Annotated in this window: 14 protein-coding genes and 1 tRNA gene; all 15 read right to left on the reverse strand. The window is 65.8% G+C overall.

Going from position 1 to position 16,669, the window contains the following annotated elements:
* A partial coding sequence (locus tag ACFPMG_RS18765; protein WP_247894914.1) for a GTP-binding protein occupies positions 1-145 on the reverse strand: 145 nt, incomplete at its 3' end.
* Positions 146-182: 37 nt separating this feature from the next.
* Positions 183-2,261 carry an elongation factor G gene (fusA, locus tag ACFPMG_RS18770; protein WP_376996603.1) on the reverse strand — a complete coding sequence of 693 codons (2,079 nt, stop codon included), beginning with the start codon at positions 2,259-2,261 and terminating at the stop codon, positions 183-185.
* A gap of 26 nt (positions 2,262-2,287) precedes the next feature.
* A complete protein-coding gene (rpsG, locus tag ACFPMG_RS18775; RefSeq protein ID WP_014241043.1) occupies positions 2,288-2,758 on the reverse strand; it encodes a 30S ribosomal protein S7 in 471 nt (156 codons plus the stop codon).
* Between the two features lie 12 nt (positions 2,759-2,770).
* Positions 2,771-3,142, reverse strand: coding sequence for a 30S ribosomal protein S12 (gene rpsL, locus ACFPMG_RS18780; protein WP_012973201.1), 372 nt, complete (start codon positions 3,140-3,142; stop codon positions 2,771-2,773).
* 319 nt (positions 3,143-3,461) lie between these two features.
* Positions 3,462-4,175: a DJ-1/PfpI family protein gene (locus ACFPMG_RS18785; RefSeq protein WP_376996604.1), complete on the reverse strand. Its 714-nt coding sequence runs from the start codon at positions 4,173-4,175 to the stop codon at positions 3,462-3,464.
* Positions 4,176-4,301: 126 nt separating this feature from the next.
* Positions 4,302-8,471: a DNA-directed RNA polymerase subunit beta' gene (gene rpoC / locus ACFPMG_RS18790; protein WP_376996605.1), complete on the reverse strand. Its 4,170-nt coding sequence runs from the start codon at positions 8,469-8,471 to the stop codon at positions 4,302-4,304.
* A gap of 100 nt (positions 8,472-8,571) precedes the next feature.
* Positions 8,572-12,765, reverse strand: coding sequence for a DNA-directed RNA polymerase subunit beta (gene rpoB, locus ACFPMG_RS18795; RefSeq protein WP_376996606.1), 4,194 nt, complete (start codon positions 12,763-12,765; stop codon positions 8,572-8,574).
* A gap of 233 nt (positions 12,766-12,998) precedes the next feature.
* Positions 12,999-13,373, reverse strand: coding sequence for a 50S ribosomal protein L7/L12 (gene rplL / locus ACFPMG_RS18800; protein WP_035675064.1), 375 nt, complete (start codon positions 13,371-13,373; stop codon positions 12,999-13,001).
* A 57-nt stretch (positions 13,374-13,430) separates the two neighbouring features.
* Positions 13,431-13,949 carry a 50S ribosomal protein L10 gene (gene rplJ / locus ACFPMG_RS18805; RefSeq protein WP_014241049.1) on the reverse strand — a complete coding sequence of 173 codons (519 nt, stop codon included), beginning with the start codon at positions 13,947-13,949 and terminating at the stop codon, positions 13,431-13,433.
* 267 nt (positions 13,950-14,216) lie between these two features.
* Positions 14,217-14,918, reverse strand: a complete 702-nt coding sequence (rplA, locus tag ACFPMG_RS18810; protein ID WP_035675066.1) for a 50S ribosomal protein L1 — start codon at positions 14,916-14,918, stop codon at positions 14,217-14,219.
* Between the two features lie 4 nt (positions 14,919-14,922).
* On the reverse strand, positions 14,923-15,357 hold the full coding sequence (rplK, locus tag ACFPMG_RS18815) for a 50S ribosomal protein L11 (RefSeq protein ID WP_014241051.1): 435 nt from the start codon (positions 15,355-15,357) through the stop codon (positions 14,923-14,925).
* Between the two features lie 134 nt (positions 15,358-15,491).
* Positions 15,492-16,022, reverse strand: a complete 531-nt coding sequence (gene nusG / locus ACFPMG_RS18820; RefSeq protein ID WP_038526785.1) for a transcription termination/antitermination protein NusG — start codon at positions 16,020-16,022, stop codon at positions 15,492-15,494.
* Between the two features lie 5 nt (positions 16,023-16,027).
* Positions 16,028-16,225 (reverse strand): preprotein translocase subunit SecE, encoded by a 198-nt coding sequence (secE, locus tag ACFPMG_RS18825; RefSeq protein ID WP_376996607.1) that lies wholly within the window; start codon positions 16,223-16,225, stop codon positions 16,028-16,030.
* 69 nt (positions 16,226-16,294) lie between these two features.
* Positions 16,295-16,370 (reverse strand) — tRNA-Trp (locus ACFPMG_RS18830).
* A gap of 153 nt (positions 16,371-16,523) precedes the next feature.
* Positions 16,524-16,669 (reverse strand): EF-Tu C-terminal domain-related protein (locus ACFPMG_RS18835; RefSeq protein ID WP_465252026.1); only part of this gene is annotated, 146 nt, incomplete at its 5' end.

Consider the following 16,669-nt stretch of genomic DNA (forward strand, 5'->3'; position numbering starts at 1 on the left):
GGTCGTAGGCGGTGAAGGTCGCGCCGCCGCTCTCGGCCAGCACCTTCGTGATCGCCGCCGTCAGCGACGTCTTGCCGTGGTCGACGTGGCCGATCGTGCCGATGTTGCAGTGCGGCTTGTTCCGCTCGAACTTTGCCTTCGCCATGGTGTGTGCTCTCCGTCTCTTTGTCGTTCCAGCGGTTTCAGGCCATCCTGGCGCGGATGGTCTCCGCAATGGTCTGCGGCACCGGCTCGTGGTGGTCGAACTGCATCGTGTACTGCGCACGCCCCTGACTCATCGAGCGCAGGGTGTTCACATAACCGAACATCGACGCCAACGGAACCATCGCCAGGATCGAGCGGGCGTTGCCCCGCTGGTCCATGGCGGTGATCTGGCCGCGGCGGCTGTTCAGGTCCCCGATGATGTCGCCCATGTAGTCTTCAGGCGTCACCACCTCAACCCTCATGATCGGCTCCAGAAGCATCGGGCCGGCCTTCTGCATGCCCTCGCGGAAGGCCGCGCGGGTGGCGATCTCGAAGGCGAGCACCGAGGAGTCGACGTCGTGGAAGGCGCCGTCGACCAGCGCGACCTTGAGGTCGATGACCGGGAAGCCAACGACCACGCCGCTGTGCAGCGAGGCGTCCAGCCCCTTCTGCACGCCCGGAATGAACTCTTTGGGCACGGCGCCGCCGACGACCTTGTTCTGGAACACAAAGCCGCTGCCGGCGGGCTGTGGCTCGAAGACCAGCTTGACGCGGGCGAACTGCCCGGTGCCCCCGGTCTGCTTCTTGTGGGTGTAATCAATCTCGGCGGTCTTGGTGATGGTCTCGCGGTACGCCACCTGCGGCGCGCCGACGTTCGCATCCACCTTGAACTCGCGCTTCATGCGGTCGACGATGATTTCCAGATGCAGTTCGCCCATCCCCTTGATGATCGTCTGACCGCTCTCATGGTCGACGGCCACGCGGAAGGAGGGATCCTCCTGGGCGAGGCGGGACAGCGCCATGCTCATCTTTTCCTGGTCGGCCTTGGACTTCGGCTCGACGGCCACCTCGATGACCGGTTCCGGAAATTCCATCCGCTCCAGGACGATGGGCTTGGCGGGATCGCACAGAGTGTCGCCGGTCGTCGTGCTCTTCAGCGCGGTGAAGGCGACGATGTCGCCGGCGTAGGCCTCGTCGATCTCCTCCCGGCTGTTGGCGTGCATCAGCAGCATGCGGCCGATGCGCTCCTTCTCGTCCTTGCCGGGATTCAGCACGGCGGTGCCGGAGGCGACGGTGCCGGAATAGACGCGCACGAAGGTCAGCGACCCGACGAAGGGGTCGTTCATGATCTTGAAGGCGAGCGCGGAGAAGGGAGCGGCGTCGTCCGGCGCGCGCTCGTCCGTCTCGGGGCTGCCGACGCGGTGCCCCCGGACCGCCCCGACGTCCACGGGGGCCGGCAGATAGTCCACCACGGCGTCCAGCATCGGCTGGATGCCCTTGTTCTTGAACGCGGAGCCGCAGAGCACCGGCACGAAGCGCAGGCCCACGGTGCCCTTGCGGATGCAGGCCTTGAGCGTGTCCTCGGATGGTTCCTGCCCGGACTCGAGATAGGCCTCCATGGCCGCGTCGTCGAGTTCCAGGACGGCGTCGAGCAGCGCCTGGCGGTGGCGCGCGGCGGCGTCCTTCAGAGCGTCCGGAATGTCGGTATAATAGAACTCGGCGCCCAACGTCTCTTCTTTCCAGACGATGGCGCGCATGGCGACCAGATCGACGACGCCGACAAAGCTGGCCTCGGACCCGATCGGAAGCTGGAGGACGAGCGGGAAAGCGCCCAGCCGTTCCTTCATCATGGCGACGCAGCGGAAGAAGTCCGCGCCGGTGCGATCCAGCTTGTTGACGAAACACATGCGGGGCACGCCGTACTTGTCGGCCTGCCGCCACACGGTCTCGGACTGGGGCTCCACCCCCGCAACGGAATCGAACACCGCAATCGCACCGTCGAGCACGCGCAGGCTGCGTTCGACTTCAATCGTGAAGTCGACGTGGCCCGGTGTGTCGATGATGTTGATGCGGTGGTCGCGCCAGAAGCAGGTCGTGGCCGCGGAGGTGATGGTGATGCCCCGTTCCTGTTCCTGCTCCATCCAATCCATCACCGCGGTGCCCTCGTGCACCTCGCCGATTTTGTACGACTTTCCAGTGTAGTACAAAATCCGCTCGGTGGTCGTGGTCTTACCGGCATCGATGTGAGCCATGATGCCGATGTTGCGGTAACGGTTCAGGGGATGGGAACGGGGCATGACAAGCACCTGGGCCGGTGGGTGCCTTACCAGCGGTAGTGCGAGAAGGCCTTGTTGGCTTCCGCCATACGATGGGTGTCTTCGCGCTTCTTCACGGCGGTGCCACGCTGGTTGGCGGCATCCAGCAGCTCACCCGACAGACGCTCGGTCATGGTGTTTTCCGAGCGGGCGCGGGCGGCGCCGATGAGCCAACGGATGGCCAGGGCCTGGGCGCGGTCCGTGCGGACCTCGACCGGAACCTGGTAGGTGGCGCCACCGACGCGACGCGAGCGCACTTCGAGGTGCGGCTTCACGTTCAGCAGGGCGTCGTGGAAGACCTGAACCGGCTCGTTCTTGGTCTTGGCCTCGATGCGGCTGAGCGCGCCGTAGACGATGCGCTCGGCGGCGGACTTCTTGCCGTCCAGCATCAGGCAGTTCATGAACTTGGTCAGGACGCGGTCGCCATACTTGGCGTCCGGCAGGACCTCACGCTTCTCGGCGCGACGACGACGGGACATCGTGAATACTCCTTACTTCGGACGCTTCGCGCCGTACTTCGAACGACGCTGCTTACGGTCCTTCACGCCCTGGGTATCGAGCGTGCCGCGGATGATGTGGTAGCGAACGCCGGGAAGATCCTTCACACGGCCGCCGCGGATCATAACCACCGAGTGTTCCTGGAGGTTATGGCCTTCACCGGGGATGTAGGAGGTCACTTCGAAGCCGTTCGTCAGGCGAACGCGGGCGACCTTACGCAGAGCCGAGTTCGGCTTCTTCGGCGTGGTCGTGTAGACGCGGGTGCAGACGCCACGCTTCTGCGGGCACGCCTCCATCGCGGGAACCTTATTGCGCGCGGCCAAGGGCTCGCGCGGCTTACGGATCAACTGGTTGATCGTCGGCATATCTGCCCTTCATCCCTTCAGGTCACTCGGCCGGCGGAGCCGGACCGATTGGAAAATCGCCCGGCGGCACCGGACGATGCAAAAGCCCGCCTGCGAAGCCTGAGGGGCTTCGAGCGGGCCCAATGGTCGATCGCCGTCGGATCGGTTCGCAAGGAACCCGTCGTTCAGCTATGTCGCTTGGGTTCAGCCGGATGCCGGTCAGGATGGGCGAAAGACCTTCCCGAGGCTCCTTTTGAAGTTCGCGGACTATATGGGTCTGCCAGTGACCCGTCAAGCGCGCAGATGACCGTTCTTCGTGCGCTTCGACGACGTTTCCGTGTCAGCCGGCGCGAGCGGACCGGCGGCGGCGCAACGCGTCCGCACCCGCCTCCACCGCGGCGGCCCGCGCCTCAAGCATCGGGCGCATCCGCGCGAGGAGATCGGCCGTCACCACCTCCCCTGCCCCGTCCGGCGAGCCGGCGTCGAAGGGCGGCTGCGGGTCGTATTCTATGGAGAGCTGGACGCGCTTCGCGGCGTCCGCGCCGAACAGCTCGCCGACGATCCGCAGCGCCACGTCGATTCCCGCGGTCACGCCGCCGCCGGTGAACAACGTGCCGTCCACCACCACGCGCTCGGCCACCGGCGTGGCACCGAAGGATGAAAGGAAGTCGCGGGAGGCCCAATGCGTGCCGGCCCGCTTCCCTTCCAGCAACCCGGCGGCGCCGAGCACCAGGGAGCCGGTGCAAATTCCGGAGAGATAGCGGGTATCGGACGCCCGTTCCGCCAGGAAGGTCAGGACCTCCTCGTCGGTCAGCAGCGCGTTGATGCCGCCACCGCCGGGCACGAGAAGAAGGTCGAGCGGCGGAGCATCGGCCAGGGTCGCCGTGGGGAGGATGGTCAGGCCGGTGTCGGAGCGCACCGGATCGAGCGTCTTCCACAGCAGATGGACCTTGGCGCCGGGCACGCGGGCCAGCACCTCGTAAGGGCCGGTGAGGTCGAGCTGCGTGACGTTGGGAAACAGCAGCAGGCCGAAGCTGGGCGCGTTCTCGGTCATGGCGAAGGCTCCGATGCGTGGGAGCGACGATCCTAAACCCACCTGAACAAATGACAAAGGGGCGCGTCCCCTGCGGAACGCGCCCCCTGCCCTACCCTATGCGCCGATACCTCGGGCCCCGGAACCTCAGGCGGCGGTGCTCTCGCCCGGATGCGGCAGGGCCGGAGCCTCGCCCTCGCCATCCTCGCCCAGCGCCATCGCGCGATCCCGCTCGGCGGCGATCTGCTTCAGGCGGTTGACGACGGAGCCCGTGCCAGCCGGGATCAGGCGGCCGACGATCACGTTCTCCTTCAGGCCTTCCAGGTTGTCGGTCTTGCCCGACACCGCCGCCTCCGTGAGGACGCGGGTGGTTTCCTGGAACGACGCGGCGGAGATGAAGGACCGCGTCTGCAGCGACGCCTTGGTGATGCCCTGCAGGACCGGATGGCCGGCGGCCGGCTTCAGCCCCTCGGCGACGGTCTTCTCGTTCTCTTCGTCGAACTCCTGACGATCGACCTGCTCGCCCACCAGGAAGGTGGTCTCGCCGGCGTCGGTGATCTCGACCTTCTGCAGCATCTGGCGGACGATCACCTCGATGTGCTTGTCGTTGATCTTCACGCCCTGCAGTCGATAGACGTCCTGGATCTCGTTGATGAGGTAGTTGGCCAGAGCCTCCACGCCCATCACCGACAGGATGTCGTGCGGCACCGGGTTGCCGTCCATCAGCAGGTCGCCGCGCTGGACATAGTCACCCTCCTGCACGGAGATGTGCTTGCCCTTCGGGATCAGATACTCGCGCTCGTCCCCCGTCTCGTCGTTGCGGACGACGATGCGGCGCTTGGTCTTGTAGTCCTTGCCGAACTCCACGCGGCCGTCGAGGTCCGAGATGATCGCGAAGTCCTTCGGACGGCGCGCCTCGAACAGCTCGGCCACGCGCGGCAGACCGCCCGTGATGTCGCGGGTCTTGGACGACTCGCGCGGGATACGCGCCAGCACGTCGCCGGCCCGGACATGGGCGCCGTTCTCGACCGAGAGAATGGCGTCCACCGACATGAAGTAGCGGGCCTCCAGACCGTTGGCCAGCGTGATGATCTCGCCCCGCTCGTCGCGCAGCGTGATGCGCGGCTTCAGATCCGCACCGCGCGGCTGCTGACGCCAGTCCACCACGACCTTCGACGAGATGCCGGTCGCCTCGTCCATCACCTCGCGCATGGAGATGCCCTCCACGAGATCGACGTAGTGGGCGGTACCCTCGCGCTCGGTGATGATCGGCAGGGTGTAGGGGTCCCACTCGGCCAGCTTCTGGCCGCGCTCGACCTTCACGCCCTCGTCGGCCAGCAGTTTCGCACCGTACGGGACGCGGTGACGCGCCCGCTCGCGGCCCTGCTCGTCGAGCAGGATCACCTCGGTGTTGCGGCCCATGACCACCGGGATGTTGGAGGAGTTGATGACGACGTTGCGGTTGTTGATCCGCACCGTGGCATCGAACGCCGCCTCCACCTGACTCTGCTCCGCACCGCGCTGCGCCGCGCCACCGATGTGGAACGTGCGCATGGTGAGCTGCGTGCCCGGCTCGCCGATCGACTGGGCGGCGATGACGCCGACCGCCTCGCCGACGTTGACCAGCGTGCCGCGGGCCAGATCGCGGCCGTAGCACTTGGCGCAGACGCCGTCCTTGGTCTCGCAGGTCAGGACCGAGCGGATCATGACGCTGTCGATGCCCGAGCGCTCGATACGGTCGACCGTGGCCTCGTCGATCAGGCCGGCGTTCGGCACGATCAGCTCGCCGTTCAGCGGGTCGATCAGGTCGCCGACCACCGTGCGGCCGAGGATGCGGTCGCCCAGCGGGGAGATGACCTCACCGCCGTCGATCACCGCCTTGACGGTGATGCCCTTGTCGGTGCCGCAATCGACCTCGACGATGATGGCGTCCTGGGCCACGTCGACGAGACGACGGGTCAGGTAACCGGAGTTCGCCGTCTTCAAGGCGGTGTCGGCCAGACCCTTGCGGGCGCCGTGGGTGGAGTTGAAGTACTCCAGCACGGTCAGGCCTTCCTTGAAGTTCGAGATGATCGGCGTCTCGATGATCTCGCCCGACGGCTTGGCCATCAGGCCGCGCATGCCCGCCAGCTGGCGGATCTGGGCGGCCGAGCCACGCGCGCCGGAGTGGGCCATCATGTAGACCGAGTTGACCGGCTTGCCCGGCTTGGTGTCGGAGATGACCTTCATCATCTCCGTCGCCACCTTTTCAGTGCATTCCGACCAGACGTCGACGACCTTGTTGTACTTCTCGCCCTGGGTGATCAGACCGTCGAGATACTGCTGCTCGAACTCCTTCACCCGCTCCTTGCTGTCGTTGACCAGCTTCTTCTTCGCCTCGGGGATGACCATGTCATCCTTGCCGAAGGAGATGCCGGCGCGGCAGGCGTGGCCGAAGCCGAGCTTCATCAGGCGGTCGGCGAAGATCACCGTCTCCTTCTGACCGCAATGGCGGTAGACGGCGTCGATGACGTTGCCGACGTCCTTCTTGGTCAGCAGGCGGTTGATCAGCGCGAAGGGCACCGCCGGGTTGCGCGGCAGGATCTCGGACAGCAGCATGCGGCCCGGGGTCGTCTCCACGATGGAGATCTTCTCGTCGCCGTTCTCGTCCACGCCCTTGTAGCGCGCCTTCACCTTGGCGTGCAGCGTCACGACCTTGGCGTCCAGCGCCTGCTCGATCTCGCCGACGTTGGCGAAGGTCATGCCCTCGCCCTTCTCGCCCGGCCGGTCCATCGTGATGTAGTAGAGACCCAGCACGATGTCCTGCGACGGCACGATGATCGGCTTGCCGTTGGCGGGCGACAGGATGTTGTTGGTCGACATCATCAGCACGCGCGCTTCCAGCTGGGCTTCGAGGCTCAGCGGGACGTGCACGGCCATCTGGTCGCCGTCGAAGTCCGCGTTGAAGGCGGTGCAGACCAGCGGGTGCAGCTGGATCGCCTTGCCTTCGATCAGCGTCGGTTCGAAGGCCTGGATGCCCAGGCGGTGCAGCGTCGGCGCGCGGTTCAGCATCACCGGATGCTCGCGGATGACCTCCTCGAGGATGTCCCACACCTCGGGACGCTCCTTCTCGACCATCCGCTTGGCTGCCTTGATGGTCGAGGCGAGGCCGTACAGCTCCAGCTTCGCGTAGATGAAGGGCTTGAACAGCTCCAGCGCCATCTTCTTCGGCAGGCCGCACTGGTGCAGCTTCAGCTCCGGACCGACCACGATGACCGAGCGGCCCGAGTAGTCGACGCGCTTGCCGAGGAGGTTCTGACGGAAGCGGCCCTGCTTGCCCTTCAGCATGTCGGACAGCGACTTCAGCGGACGCTTGTTGGCGCCGGTGATGACGCGGCCACGGCGGCCGTTGTCGAACAGCGCGTCGACGGCCTCCTGCAGCATGCGCTTCTCGTTGCGGACGATGATGTCCGGCGCCTTCAGCTCGATCAGCCGCTTCAGACGGTTGTTGCGGTTGATGACGCGGCGGTACAGGTCGTTCAGGTCGGACGTCGCGAAGCGGCCGCCGTCCAGCGGGACGAGCGGGCGCAGCTCCGGCGGGATCACCGGAATGACTTCCAGGATCATCCATTCCGGACGCGACTGCGACGACAGGAAGGCGTCGATCAGCTTCAGCCGCTTCACGAGCTTCTTGCGCTTGGCCTCGGACGAGGTGTCCCGCAGCTCCTCGCGGCAGGTCTTCTTCTCCTCCTCCATGTCGAGCGCCGACAGCATGATGCGCAGCGCCTCGGCACCGATCGAGGCGGTGAAGGCATCCTCGCCGTACTCGTCCTGGGCGGAGACGAACTCCTCCTCGCTGAGAAGCTGGTGGAGCTTCAGCGGGGTCAGGCCCGGCTCAATGACGACGTAGTTCTCGAAGTAGAGGATGCGCTCCAGATCCTTCAGCGTCATGTCGAGCAGCAGACCGATGCGGCTCGGCAGGGACTTCAGGAACCAGATGTGGGCGACCGGCGAGGCCAGCTCGATGTGGCCCATGCGCTCGCGCCGGACCTTCGACAGCGTCACCTCGACGCCGCACTTCTCGCAGATGATGCCGCGGTACTTCATGCGCTTGTACTTGCCGCACAGGCACTCGTAGTCCTTGATCGGACCGAAGATGCGGGCGCAGAACAGGCCGTCGCGCTCAGGCTTGAAAGTGCGATAGTTGATGGTTTCCGGCTTCTTGATCTCGCCGAACGACCAGGACCGGATGCGCTCGGGGCTCGCGATCTGAATGCGGATCTGATCGAAGCTCTGGGGACCCTGGACCTGGCCGAAAATGTTCATCAACTCGTTCATGACCGTCTCCCGCTGGCAGCGCCGCGTTGTCGGTTAAGGGCAGTTCCCGCCGGAAGGGGCCAACATGGCCCCTCCTCCGGCGGGTTCAAGTCTCTTGGGCTCAGTACGACCGCTGGTTCAGCTCGACGTTCAGGCCCAGGGAGCGCAGCTCCTTGACCAGAACGTTGAAGGACTCAGGGATGCCCGCCTCGAAGTTGTCGTCGCCGCGGACGATCGCCTCGTAGACCTTGGTGCGGCCGGACACGTCGTCCGACTTGACCGTGAGCATTTCCTGCAGCGTGTAGGCGGCGCCGTAGGCTTCGAGCGCCCACACTTCCATTTCACCGAAGCGCTGTCCGCCGAACTGGGCCTTACCGCCCAGCGGCTGCTGGGTGACCAGCGAGTAGGGACCGATCGAGCGCGCGTGGATCTTGTCGTCCACGAGGTGGTGCAGCTTCAGCATGTAGATGTAGCCGACGGTCACCTTGCGGTCGAAGGCCTCGCCGGTGCGGCCGTCGATCAGGGTGACCTGACCGGAGCGGTCCAGACCCGCCTTCTCCAGCTGCTGGCAGATGTCCTCCTCGCGCGCGCCGTCGAAGACCGGCGTGGCAAAGGGAACGCCCTTGCGCAGGTTGCCGCCCAGCTCCAGCAGCTCGCCCTCGGTCATGTCGGCGATCTGGTCGTCGTAGACCTTCTGGCCGTAGGCTTCCTTCAGCGTGATGCGCAGCCCGTCCATGGTCTGGGCGGCGTCGCCGCGGCCCTTCATGGCGAGGCGGTACTGGTCGATGGCGCGGCCGATCTGCTTGCCGAGCCCGGCCGACGCCCAGCCAAGATGGGTCTCCAGGATCTGACCGATGTTCATGCGCGACGGCACGCCCAGCGGGTTCAGAACCAGATCGACCGGCTGGCCGTCCTCCAGGTACGGCATGTCCTCCTGCGGCAGGATGCGGGACACCACGCCCTTGTTGCCGTGGCGGCCGGCCATCTTGTCGCCCGGCTGCAGCTTGCGCTTCACCGCGACGAAGACCTTGACCATCTTCATCACGCCCGGCGGCAGCTCGTCGCCGCGCTGCAGCTTCTCGACCTTGTTCTCGAAGCGGTTCTGCAGCGCCTGGATCGAGTCGTCGAAGACCTTACCCAGGCTCTCCACCGTCTCCATCACCTGCTCGTCGGCGATGGAGATCTGGCGCCACTGGCCCTTGGTCAGGTTCGCCAGCTCGGCGTCGGTCAGCACCGTGCCGGCCCGCATGCCCTTCGGGCCGGACTGGGCGGTCTGGCCGAGGATGACCTCCTTCAGGCGGGTGTAGAAGCTGCGCTCCAGGATCGCGCGCTCGTCGTCGCGGTCCTTGGCCAGCTTCTCGATCTCGGCGCGCTCGATCGCCAGGGCGCGCTCGTCCTTGTCGACGCCGCGGCGGCTGAAGACGCGGACCTCGACGATCGTCCCGGCCACACCCGGCGGCAGGCGCAGCGAGGTGTCGCGGACGTCGGACGCCTTCTCGCCGAAGATGGCGCGCAGCAGCTTCTCTTCCGGAGTCATCGGGCTTTCGCCCTTCGGCGTCACCTTGCCGACCAGGATGTCGCCCGGGCGGACCTCGGCGCCGATGTAGACGATGCCGGCCTCGTCGAGGTTCTTGAGGGCTTCCTCACCGACGTTCGGAATGTCGCGGGTGATTTCCTCCTGGCCCAGCTTGGTGTCGCGGGCCATGACCTCGAACTCCTCGATGTGGATCGAGGTGAAGACGTCATCCTTGACGATGCGCTCGTTGATGAGGATCGAGTCCTCGAAGTTGTAGCCGTTCCACGGCATGAAGGCGACGAGCACGTTGCGGCCCAGCGCCAGCTCGCCCAGCTCCGTCGAGGGGCCGTCGGCGATGATGTCGCCGGCCGCCACGCGGTCGCCCACCTTCACCAGCGGACGCTGGGTGATGCAGGTGTTCTGGTTGGAACGCTGGAACTTCAGCAGGTTGTAGATGTCCACGCCCGGCGCCGTGGCGTCGGACGAGTCGGTCGCCCGCACCACGATGCGGGTCGCGTCGATCTGGTCGACGATGCCCTTGCGCTTGGCGACGATGGTCACGCCGCTGTCGCGGGCGACCGTGGCCTCCATGCCCGTGCCGACCAGCGGCGCGTCGGCCTTGACCAGCGGCACCGCCTGGCGCTGCATGTTCGAGCCCATCAGCGCGCGGTTCGCGTCGTCGTTCTCGAGGAACGGGATCAGCGCCGCGGCGACGGAGACGAGCTGCTTCGGCGACACGTCGATCAGGTCGATGGCCTCCGGGCGGAACATCAGGTATTCGCCGCCCTGCCGGCAGGACACGAGGTCGGCGGCGAAGCGGTTCTCCGCGTCCAGCTCGGCGTTCGCCTGGGCGACGACGTAGCGGCCCTCCTCCATGGCGGAGAGGTAGACCACCTCGTCGGTGACGCGACCGTCCTGAACCTTGCGGTACGGGCTCTCGATGAAGCCGTACTGGTTCACGCGGGCGTAGGTCGCCAGCGAGTTGATCAGACCGATGTTCGGACCTTCGGGCGTCTCAATCGGGCAGATGCGGCCATAGTGCGTCGGGTGCACGTCGCGCACCTCGAAGCCGGCGCGCTCGCGGGTCAGACCGCCCGGGCCGAGGGCCGAGAGACGACGCTTGTGCGTGATCTCGGACAGCGGGTTGGTCTGGTCCATGAACTGCGAGAGCTGCGACGAGCCGAAGAACTCGCGCACCGCCGCCGCCGCCGGCTTGGCGTTGATCAGGTCGTGCGGCATGACCGTGTCGATCTCGACCGAGCTCATGCGCTCGCGGATCGCGCGCTCCATGCGCAGCAGGCCGACGCGGTACTGGTTCTCCATCAGCTCGCCGACCGAACGGACGCGGCGGTTGCCGAGATGGTCGATGTCGTCGATCTCGCCGCGGCCGTCCTTCAGGTTCACCAGGACCTTGAGGATCGACATGATGTCCTGCTTGCGCAGGACGCGGACGCTGTCGTCCGTCTGGAAGTTCAGGCGCGCGTTCATCTTGACCCGGCCCACCGCCGACAGGTCGTAGCGCTCGCTGTCGAAGAACAGGCCGGCGAACAGCGCTTCCGCCGACTCCAGGGTCGGCGGCTCGCCCGGACGCATGACGCGGTAGATGTCGATCAGCGCGTCCTCGCGGGACGCGTTGCGGTCGGCCGCCATCGTGTTGCGGATGTAGGCGCCGACGTTGAGGTGGTCGATCGCCAGCACCGGCAGCTCGTCGACGCCGGCCTTCTCCAGCTTGTCGAGGTCGCTCGCCGACAGTTCGTCACCGGCTTCGAACAGGACTTCGCCGGTCCGCTCGTTGATGATGTCGACGGCGAGGTAGCGGCCGGTCAGCTCCTCGGTGGAGACGAGCTGCTCGGTGAGGCCGCCCTCGACCAGCTTCTTGATCAGGCGCGGCGTCATCTTGGTGCCGGCCTCGGCGACGACCTGGCCGGAGGTCGCGTCCACGAGGTCGGAGGCGACCTTCACGCCCTTCATGCGGTCGGCGTTGAAGGGGGTCTTCCAGCCGCCCGACGCGCGGGTGTAGGTGATCGTCTCGTAGAAGAAATTGAGGATCTCTTCCTTCGACATGCCCTGCGCCTCGTAGGGCAGCAGGTCCTTCTTCTGGGCCTTCCGCTCGGCGCGCAGCGCCTCGGTGTCCGCGCCGTCCAGGGCGAACAGCAGCGTGGTGGCCGGCAGCTTGCGGCGGCGGTCGATGCGCACGTAGACGAGGTCCTTGGCGTCGAACTCGAAGTCCAGCCAGGAGCCGCGGTACGGGATCACGCGGGCGGCGAAGAGATACTTGCCCGACGAATGGGTCTTGCCCTTGTCATGGTCGAAGAAGACGCCCGGGCTGCGGTGCATCTGCGAGACGATGACGCGCTCGGTGCCGTTGATGATGAAGGTGCCGTTGGCCGTCATCAGGGGCATGTCGCCCATGTAGACGTCCTGCTCCTTGATGTCGCGGATCGAGCGCAGGCCCGTGTCCTCTTCCACGTCGAAGACGGAGAGGCGCAGGGTCACCTTCAGCGGGGCGGCGAAGGTCATGCCGCGCTGCTGGCACTCCTCGACGTCATACTTCGGCTGCTCAAGCTCGTACTTCACGAAGTCGAGGACGGCGCGGTCGGAGAAATCCTTGATCGGGAACACCGACCGGAACACCTCCTGCAGACCCAGGTTGGCCCGCTTCTCCGGCGGGACGTCCATTTGCAGGAAGTGGTCGTAGGAGCTGCGCTGCACCTCGATGAGGTTGGGCATCTGGGTGACTTCCGGGATGCGCCCGAAGCTCTTCCGAACACGCTTTCGACCCGTAAAGGATTTGGCCATGGATGTCCCCAAACGTCAGAATCGTGAGTACGCTCGACCAGAAGCACGCGAACCAGGGTGCTCGCCGCGACGCGGCGATGATCGCGCGGCCCGCCCCTTATGCAGGGACGGAAAGAGCCGGACCGAGAAACCCGGTCCGGTGGAAGGCAGAAAACGCCGTGCGGCGGCAGGCCCCCTCGGGGACCAGCCGCCGTCCGGCGTGGATATGTCTTATCCGTCGCAGCAAGACGGTCTTACTTAATATCGACCTTGGCGCCGGCCTCTTCAAGCTGCTTCTTGATCTTGGCGGCCTCGTCCTTCGACACGGCCTCCTTGACCGGCTTCGGGGCGCCTTCGACCAGGTCCTTGGCTTCCTTCAGGCCCAGGCCGGTGATGGCGCGGACTTCCTTGATCACGTTGATCTTCTTGTCGCCAGCGTCGGCGAGGATCACGTTGAACTCGGTCTGCTCTTCGACCGGGGCGGCGGCAGCGGCCGGACCGGCGGCGGCAACGGCCACCGGAGCGGCGGCGGAGACGCCCCACTTCTCTTCCAGCAGCTTCGACAGCTCGGCGGCCTCAATGACGGTCAGGGCCGAGAGATCGTCGACCAGCTTCTGCAGATCAGCCATTTTAATGCTCCAACAACTCGATGTTCTGGGATGGGTAGAGAGTTAGACGGATGCGGCTCAGGCCGCCTCGTCCTTCTTCGCGTAGGCCGCCAGCACGCGGGCGACCTGGCCGCCCGGAGCCTGGAGAACGCCGGCGATACGGGTCGCCGGAGTCTGGATCATGCCCACGAGCTTGGCGCGCAGTTCGTCCAGCGACGGGAGCGTGGCGAGAGCCTTCACTCCCTCCGCGTCGAGGATCTGGTCGCCGAGAGCGGCACCGACGATCTTCAGCTTCTCGTTGGTCTTCGCGTAGTCGGCCACCACCTTGGCGGCCGCGACGGGATCCTTCGAGTAAGCGATCGCGGTCGGCCCCTTGAAGAGACCGTCCAGACCTTCGAACTGCGTGCCCTGAAGGGCGCGGCGGGCGAGCCGGTTCTTCGTCACCTTGAAGCTCGCGCCCGCGGCCCGAATCTTGCCACGCAGGTCGGTGACTTCCGCCACCGTCAGGCCCAGATGGTGGGTGACCACCACCAGGCCCGTTTCCTGGAGCTTCGACTGCAGGTCCGCGATCGTCGCTTCTTTTTGTGTACGATCCACGGATCGCCTCCTTGCACAGAGGTTTACGAGGGACCCCTTCCCTTTCGGTGAGGAGCCCCGGCGAACCTGTCCCAGAAGTTCGAGCCGTTCCTGAACCGCGGGCGAACCCGCGTGGTTAACGGTTCAACTCCTGTCTGCTCTGGCGGGTTTAAGCCCTTGCCTCCGGAGAGACGCCGGCACCAGCGGTCTTGGACAGGGTGGGCATCCCCGCAGGGACACCCGATCGCCGCCGGTTCCCGAAGGAGCCGGCGGCGAAACTCAGGTCACTCAGGCCGTGGCGGCCAGAGTGGACAGATCCAGCTTCAGGCCCGGGCCCATCGTCGAGGACAGCGAGACCTTCAGCAGGTACTGGCCCTTGGCACCGGTCGGCTTGGCGCGGGTGATGGCATCCACGAAGGCGCGGATGTTCTGCACCAGAGCCTCTTCCGAGAAGCTGGCCTTGCCGACGCCGGCGTGCACAATGCCGGTCTTCTCGGCGCGGAACTCCACGGCGCCGGCCTTGGCGGCCTTGACGGCGCCGGCCACGTCGGGGGTCACGGTGCCGAGCTTCGGGTTCGGCATCAGGCCGCGCGGGCCGAGCACCTTACCGAGCTTGCCGACGACGCCCATCATGTCCGGAGACGCGATGCAGCGGTCGAAGTCGATGTTGCCGGCCAGGATCTTCTCGGCCAGATCGTCGGCGCCGACGATATCCGCGCCGGCGGCCAGGGCGTCGTCCGCCTTGGTGCCCTTGGCGAACACGGCGACGCGCACGGTCTTGCCGGTGCCGTTCGGCAGGTTCACCACGCCGCGGACCATCTGGTCGGCGTGACGCGGATCGATGCCCAGGTTCATGGCGATTTCGATGGTCTCATCGAACTTCGCCTTGGGCAGGCCCTTGATCAGGGAGACGGCGCCTTCCAGCGAGTAGAGCGCCTCGCGGTCGACCTTCTTGTAGGAATCGGTCAGTCGCTTGCCGAGCTTCGCCATGGGATCAGCCCTCCACCACTTCGAGGCCCATCGAGCGGGCGGAACCAGCGATCATGCTCGCGGCCGCCTCGACGTCGTGGGCGTTCAGGTCCTTCATCTTCTTCTCGGCGATGTCACGAATCTGAGTCTTCGTGATCTTGCCGGCGAAAGCGCCCTTGCCGGTGGTCTGCGAGCCCTTATCGATGCCAGCGGCCTTCTTCAGGAAGTAGCTGACCGGCGGGGTCTTCGTGACGAAGGTGAAGGTACGGTCGCCGTAGGCGGTGATGACCACCGGGATCGGCATACCGACTTCCAGGTCCTGCGTCTTGGCGTTGAAGGCCTTGCAGAACTCCATGATGTTCAGGCCGCGCTGACCGAGCGCCGGGCCGATGGGCGGCGACGGATTCGCCTTGCCGGCCGGAACCTGCAGCTTGATGAAGCCGACGATTTTCTTTGCCATGTCACAACCTCCAGATACGACGCCTCGATACGCTGTCCGGCGTCGCGGGGCTTTGCGGTGCGGCTATGGCGGGCCTTCCGCAGCAGAAAGGAGCACGTGACTGTTCATCACGTGCCCCGGGAAAACTGTTGGTCTCAGACCTTCTCGACCTGGGTGTATTCCAGCTCGACCGGCGTGGAGCGGCCGAAGATCGACACCGCCACCTTGAGGCGGGCCTTCTCCTCGTCGACTTCCTCGACGATGCCGTTGAAGGAGGTGAAGGGGCCGTCGCTCACACGAACCTGCTCGCCCACCTCGAAGGTGATCGAGGGCTTGGGGCGCTCAAAGCCTTCCTGCACCTGATGGATGATCCGCTCGGCTTCGCGCTGGCTGATCGGCTGCGGCTTGCCGCCGCCACCCAGGAACCCGGTGACCTTCGGCGTGTTCTTCACGAGATGCCAGGACTCGTCCGTCAAATCCATCTTGATGAGGACGTAGCCGGGGAAGAACTTCCGCTCGGTGTTGATCTTGGAACCTCGGCGCACCTCGACCACTTCCTCGGTCGGCACCAGGATTTCTTCGAACTTGTCTTCCAGACCCTTCTGAGCCGCCTTCTCGCGGATGGCCTGGGAGACCTTCTTCTCGAAGCCCGAATAGACGTGAACGACGTACCAGCGCGCGGCCATGGCGATCAGGCTCCCAGCCCAAGGATCATACGGACGGCAAAGGCCAGCACCTGATCCACGACGAGGAAGAACAGCGAAGCCACCACCACCATGACGAACACCATGGCGGTCGTCACGCCGGTTTCCTTGCGGGTCGGCCAGGTGACCTTGGCCACCTCGCGGCGGACGTCGCGCGCGAATTCTGCGGGGTTCACTTTAGCCATCGTAGACCGTGCGGGCTCCGGTGCGACGTGTAGGGCGCGGTCAGCGGCCCGTTCTGGTTCGTTACGGCGTGGCAGGAGTGGAGGGGCTCGAACCCCCAGCCCCCGGTTTTGGAGACCGGTGCTCTACCAATTGAGCTACACTCCTATCGCCGCAGGCTCTACCCCCGGCGGGGAGCGGAGCTTATAGCGCATAGCCGCGTGGCTTGCTAGCCTTTTTATCGGCCGGCATGCCGAAAACGACAGGGATCAATCCCGCCGCCGAACCATGGGGAACGACGGCGGGATCGACTCCTTTAACTTACTTGATGATCGAGGCGACGACGCCGGCGCCGACGGTGCGGCCCCCCTCGCGGATGGCGAAGCGCAGGCCCTCGTCCATGGCGATCGGAGCGATCAGCTCGACTTCCATGGAGATGTTGTCGCCCGGCATCACCATCTCGGTGC

Origin of the sequence: Azospirillum himalayense, assembly GCF_042657465.1 — a bacterium.
Taxonomy (GTDB): Bacteria; Pseudomonadota; Alphaproteobacteria; order Azospirillales; family Azospirillaceae; genus Azospirillum; species Azospirillum himalayense.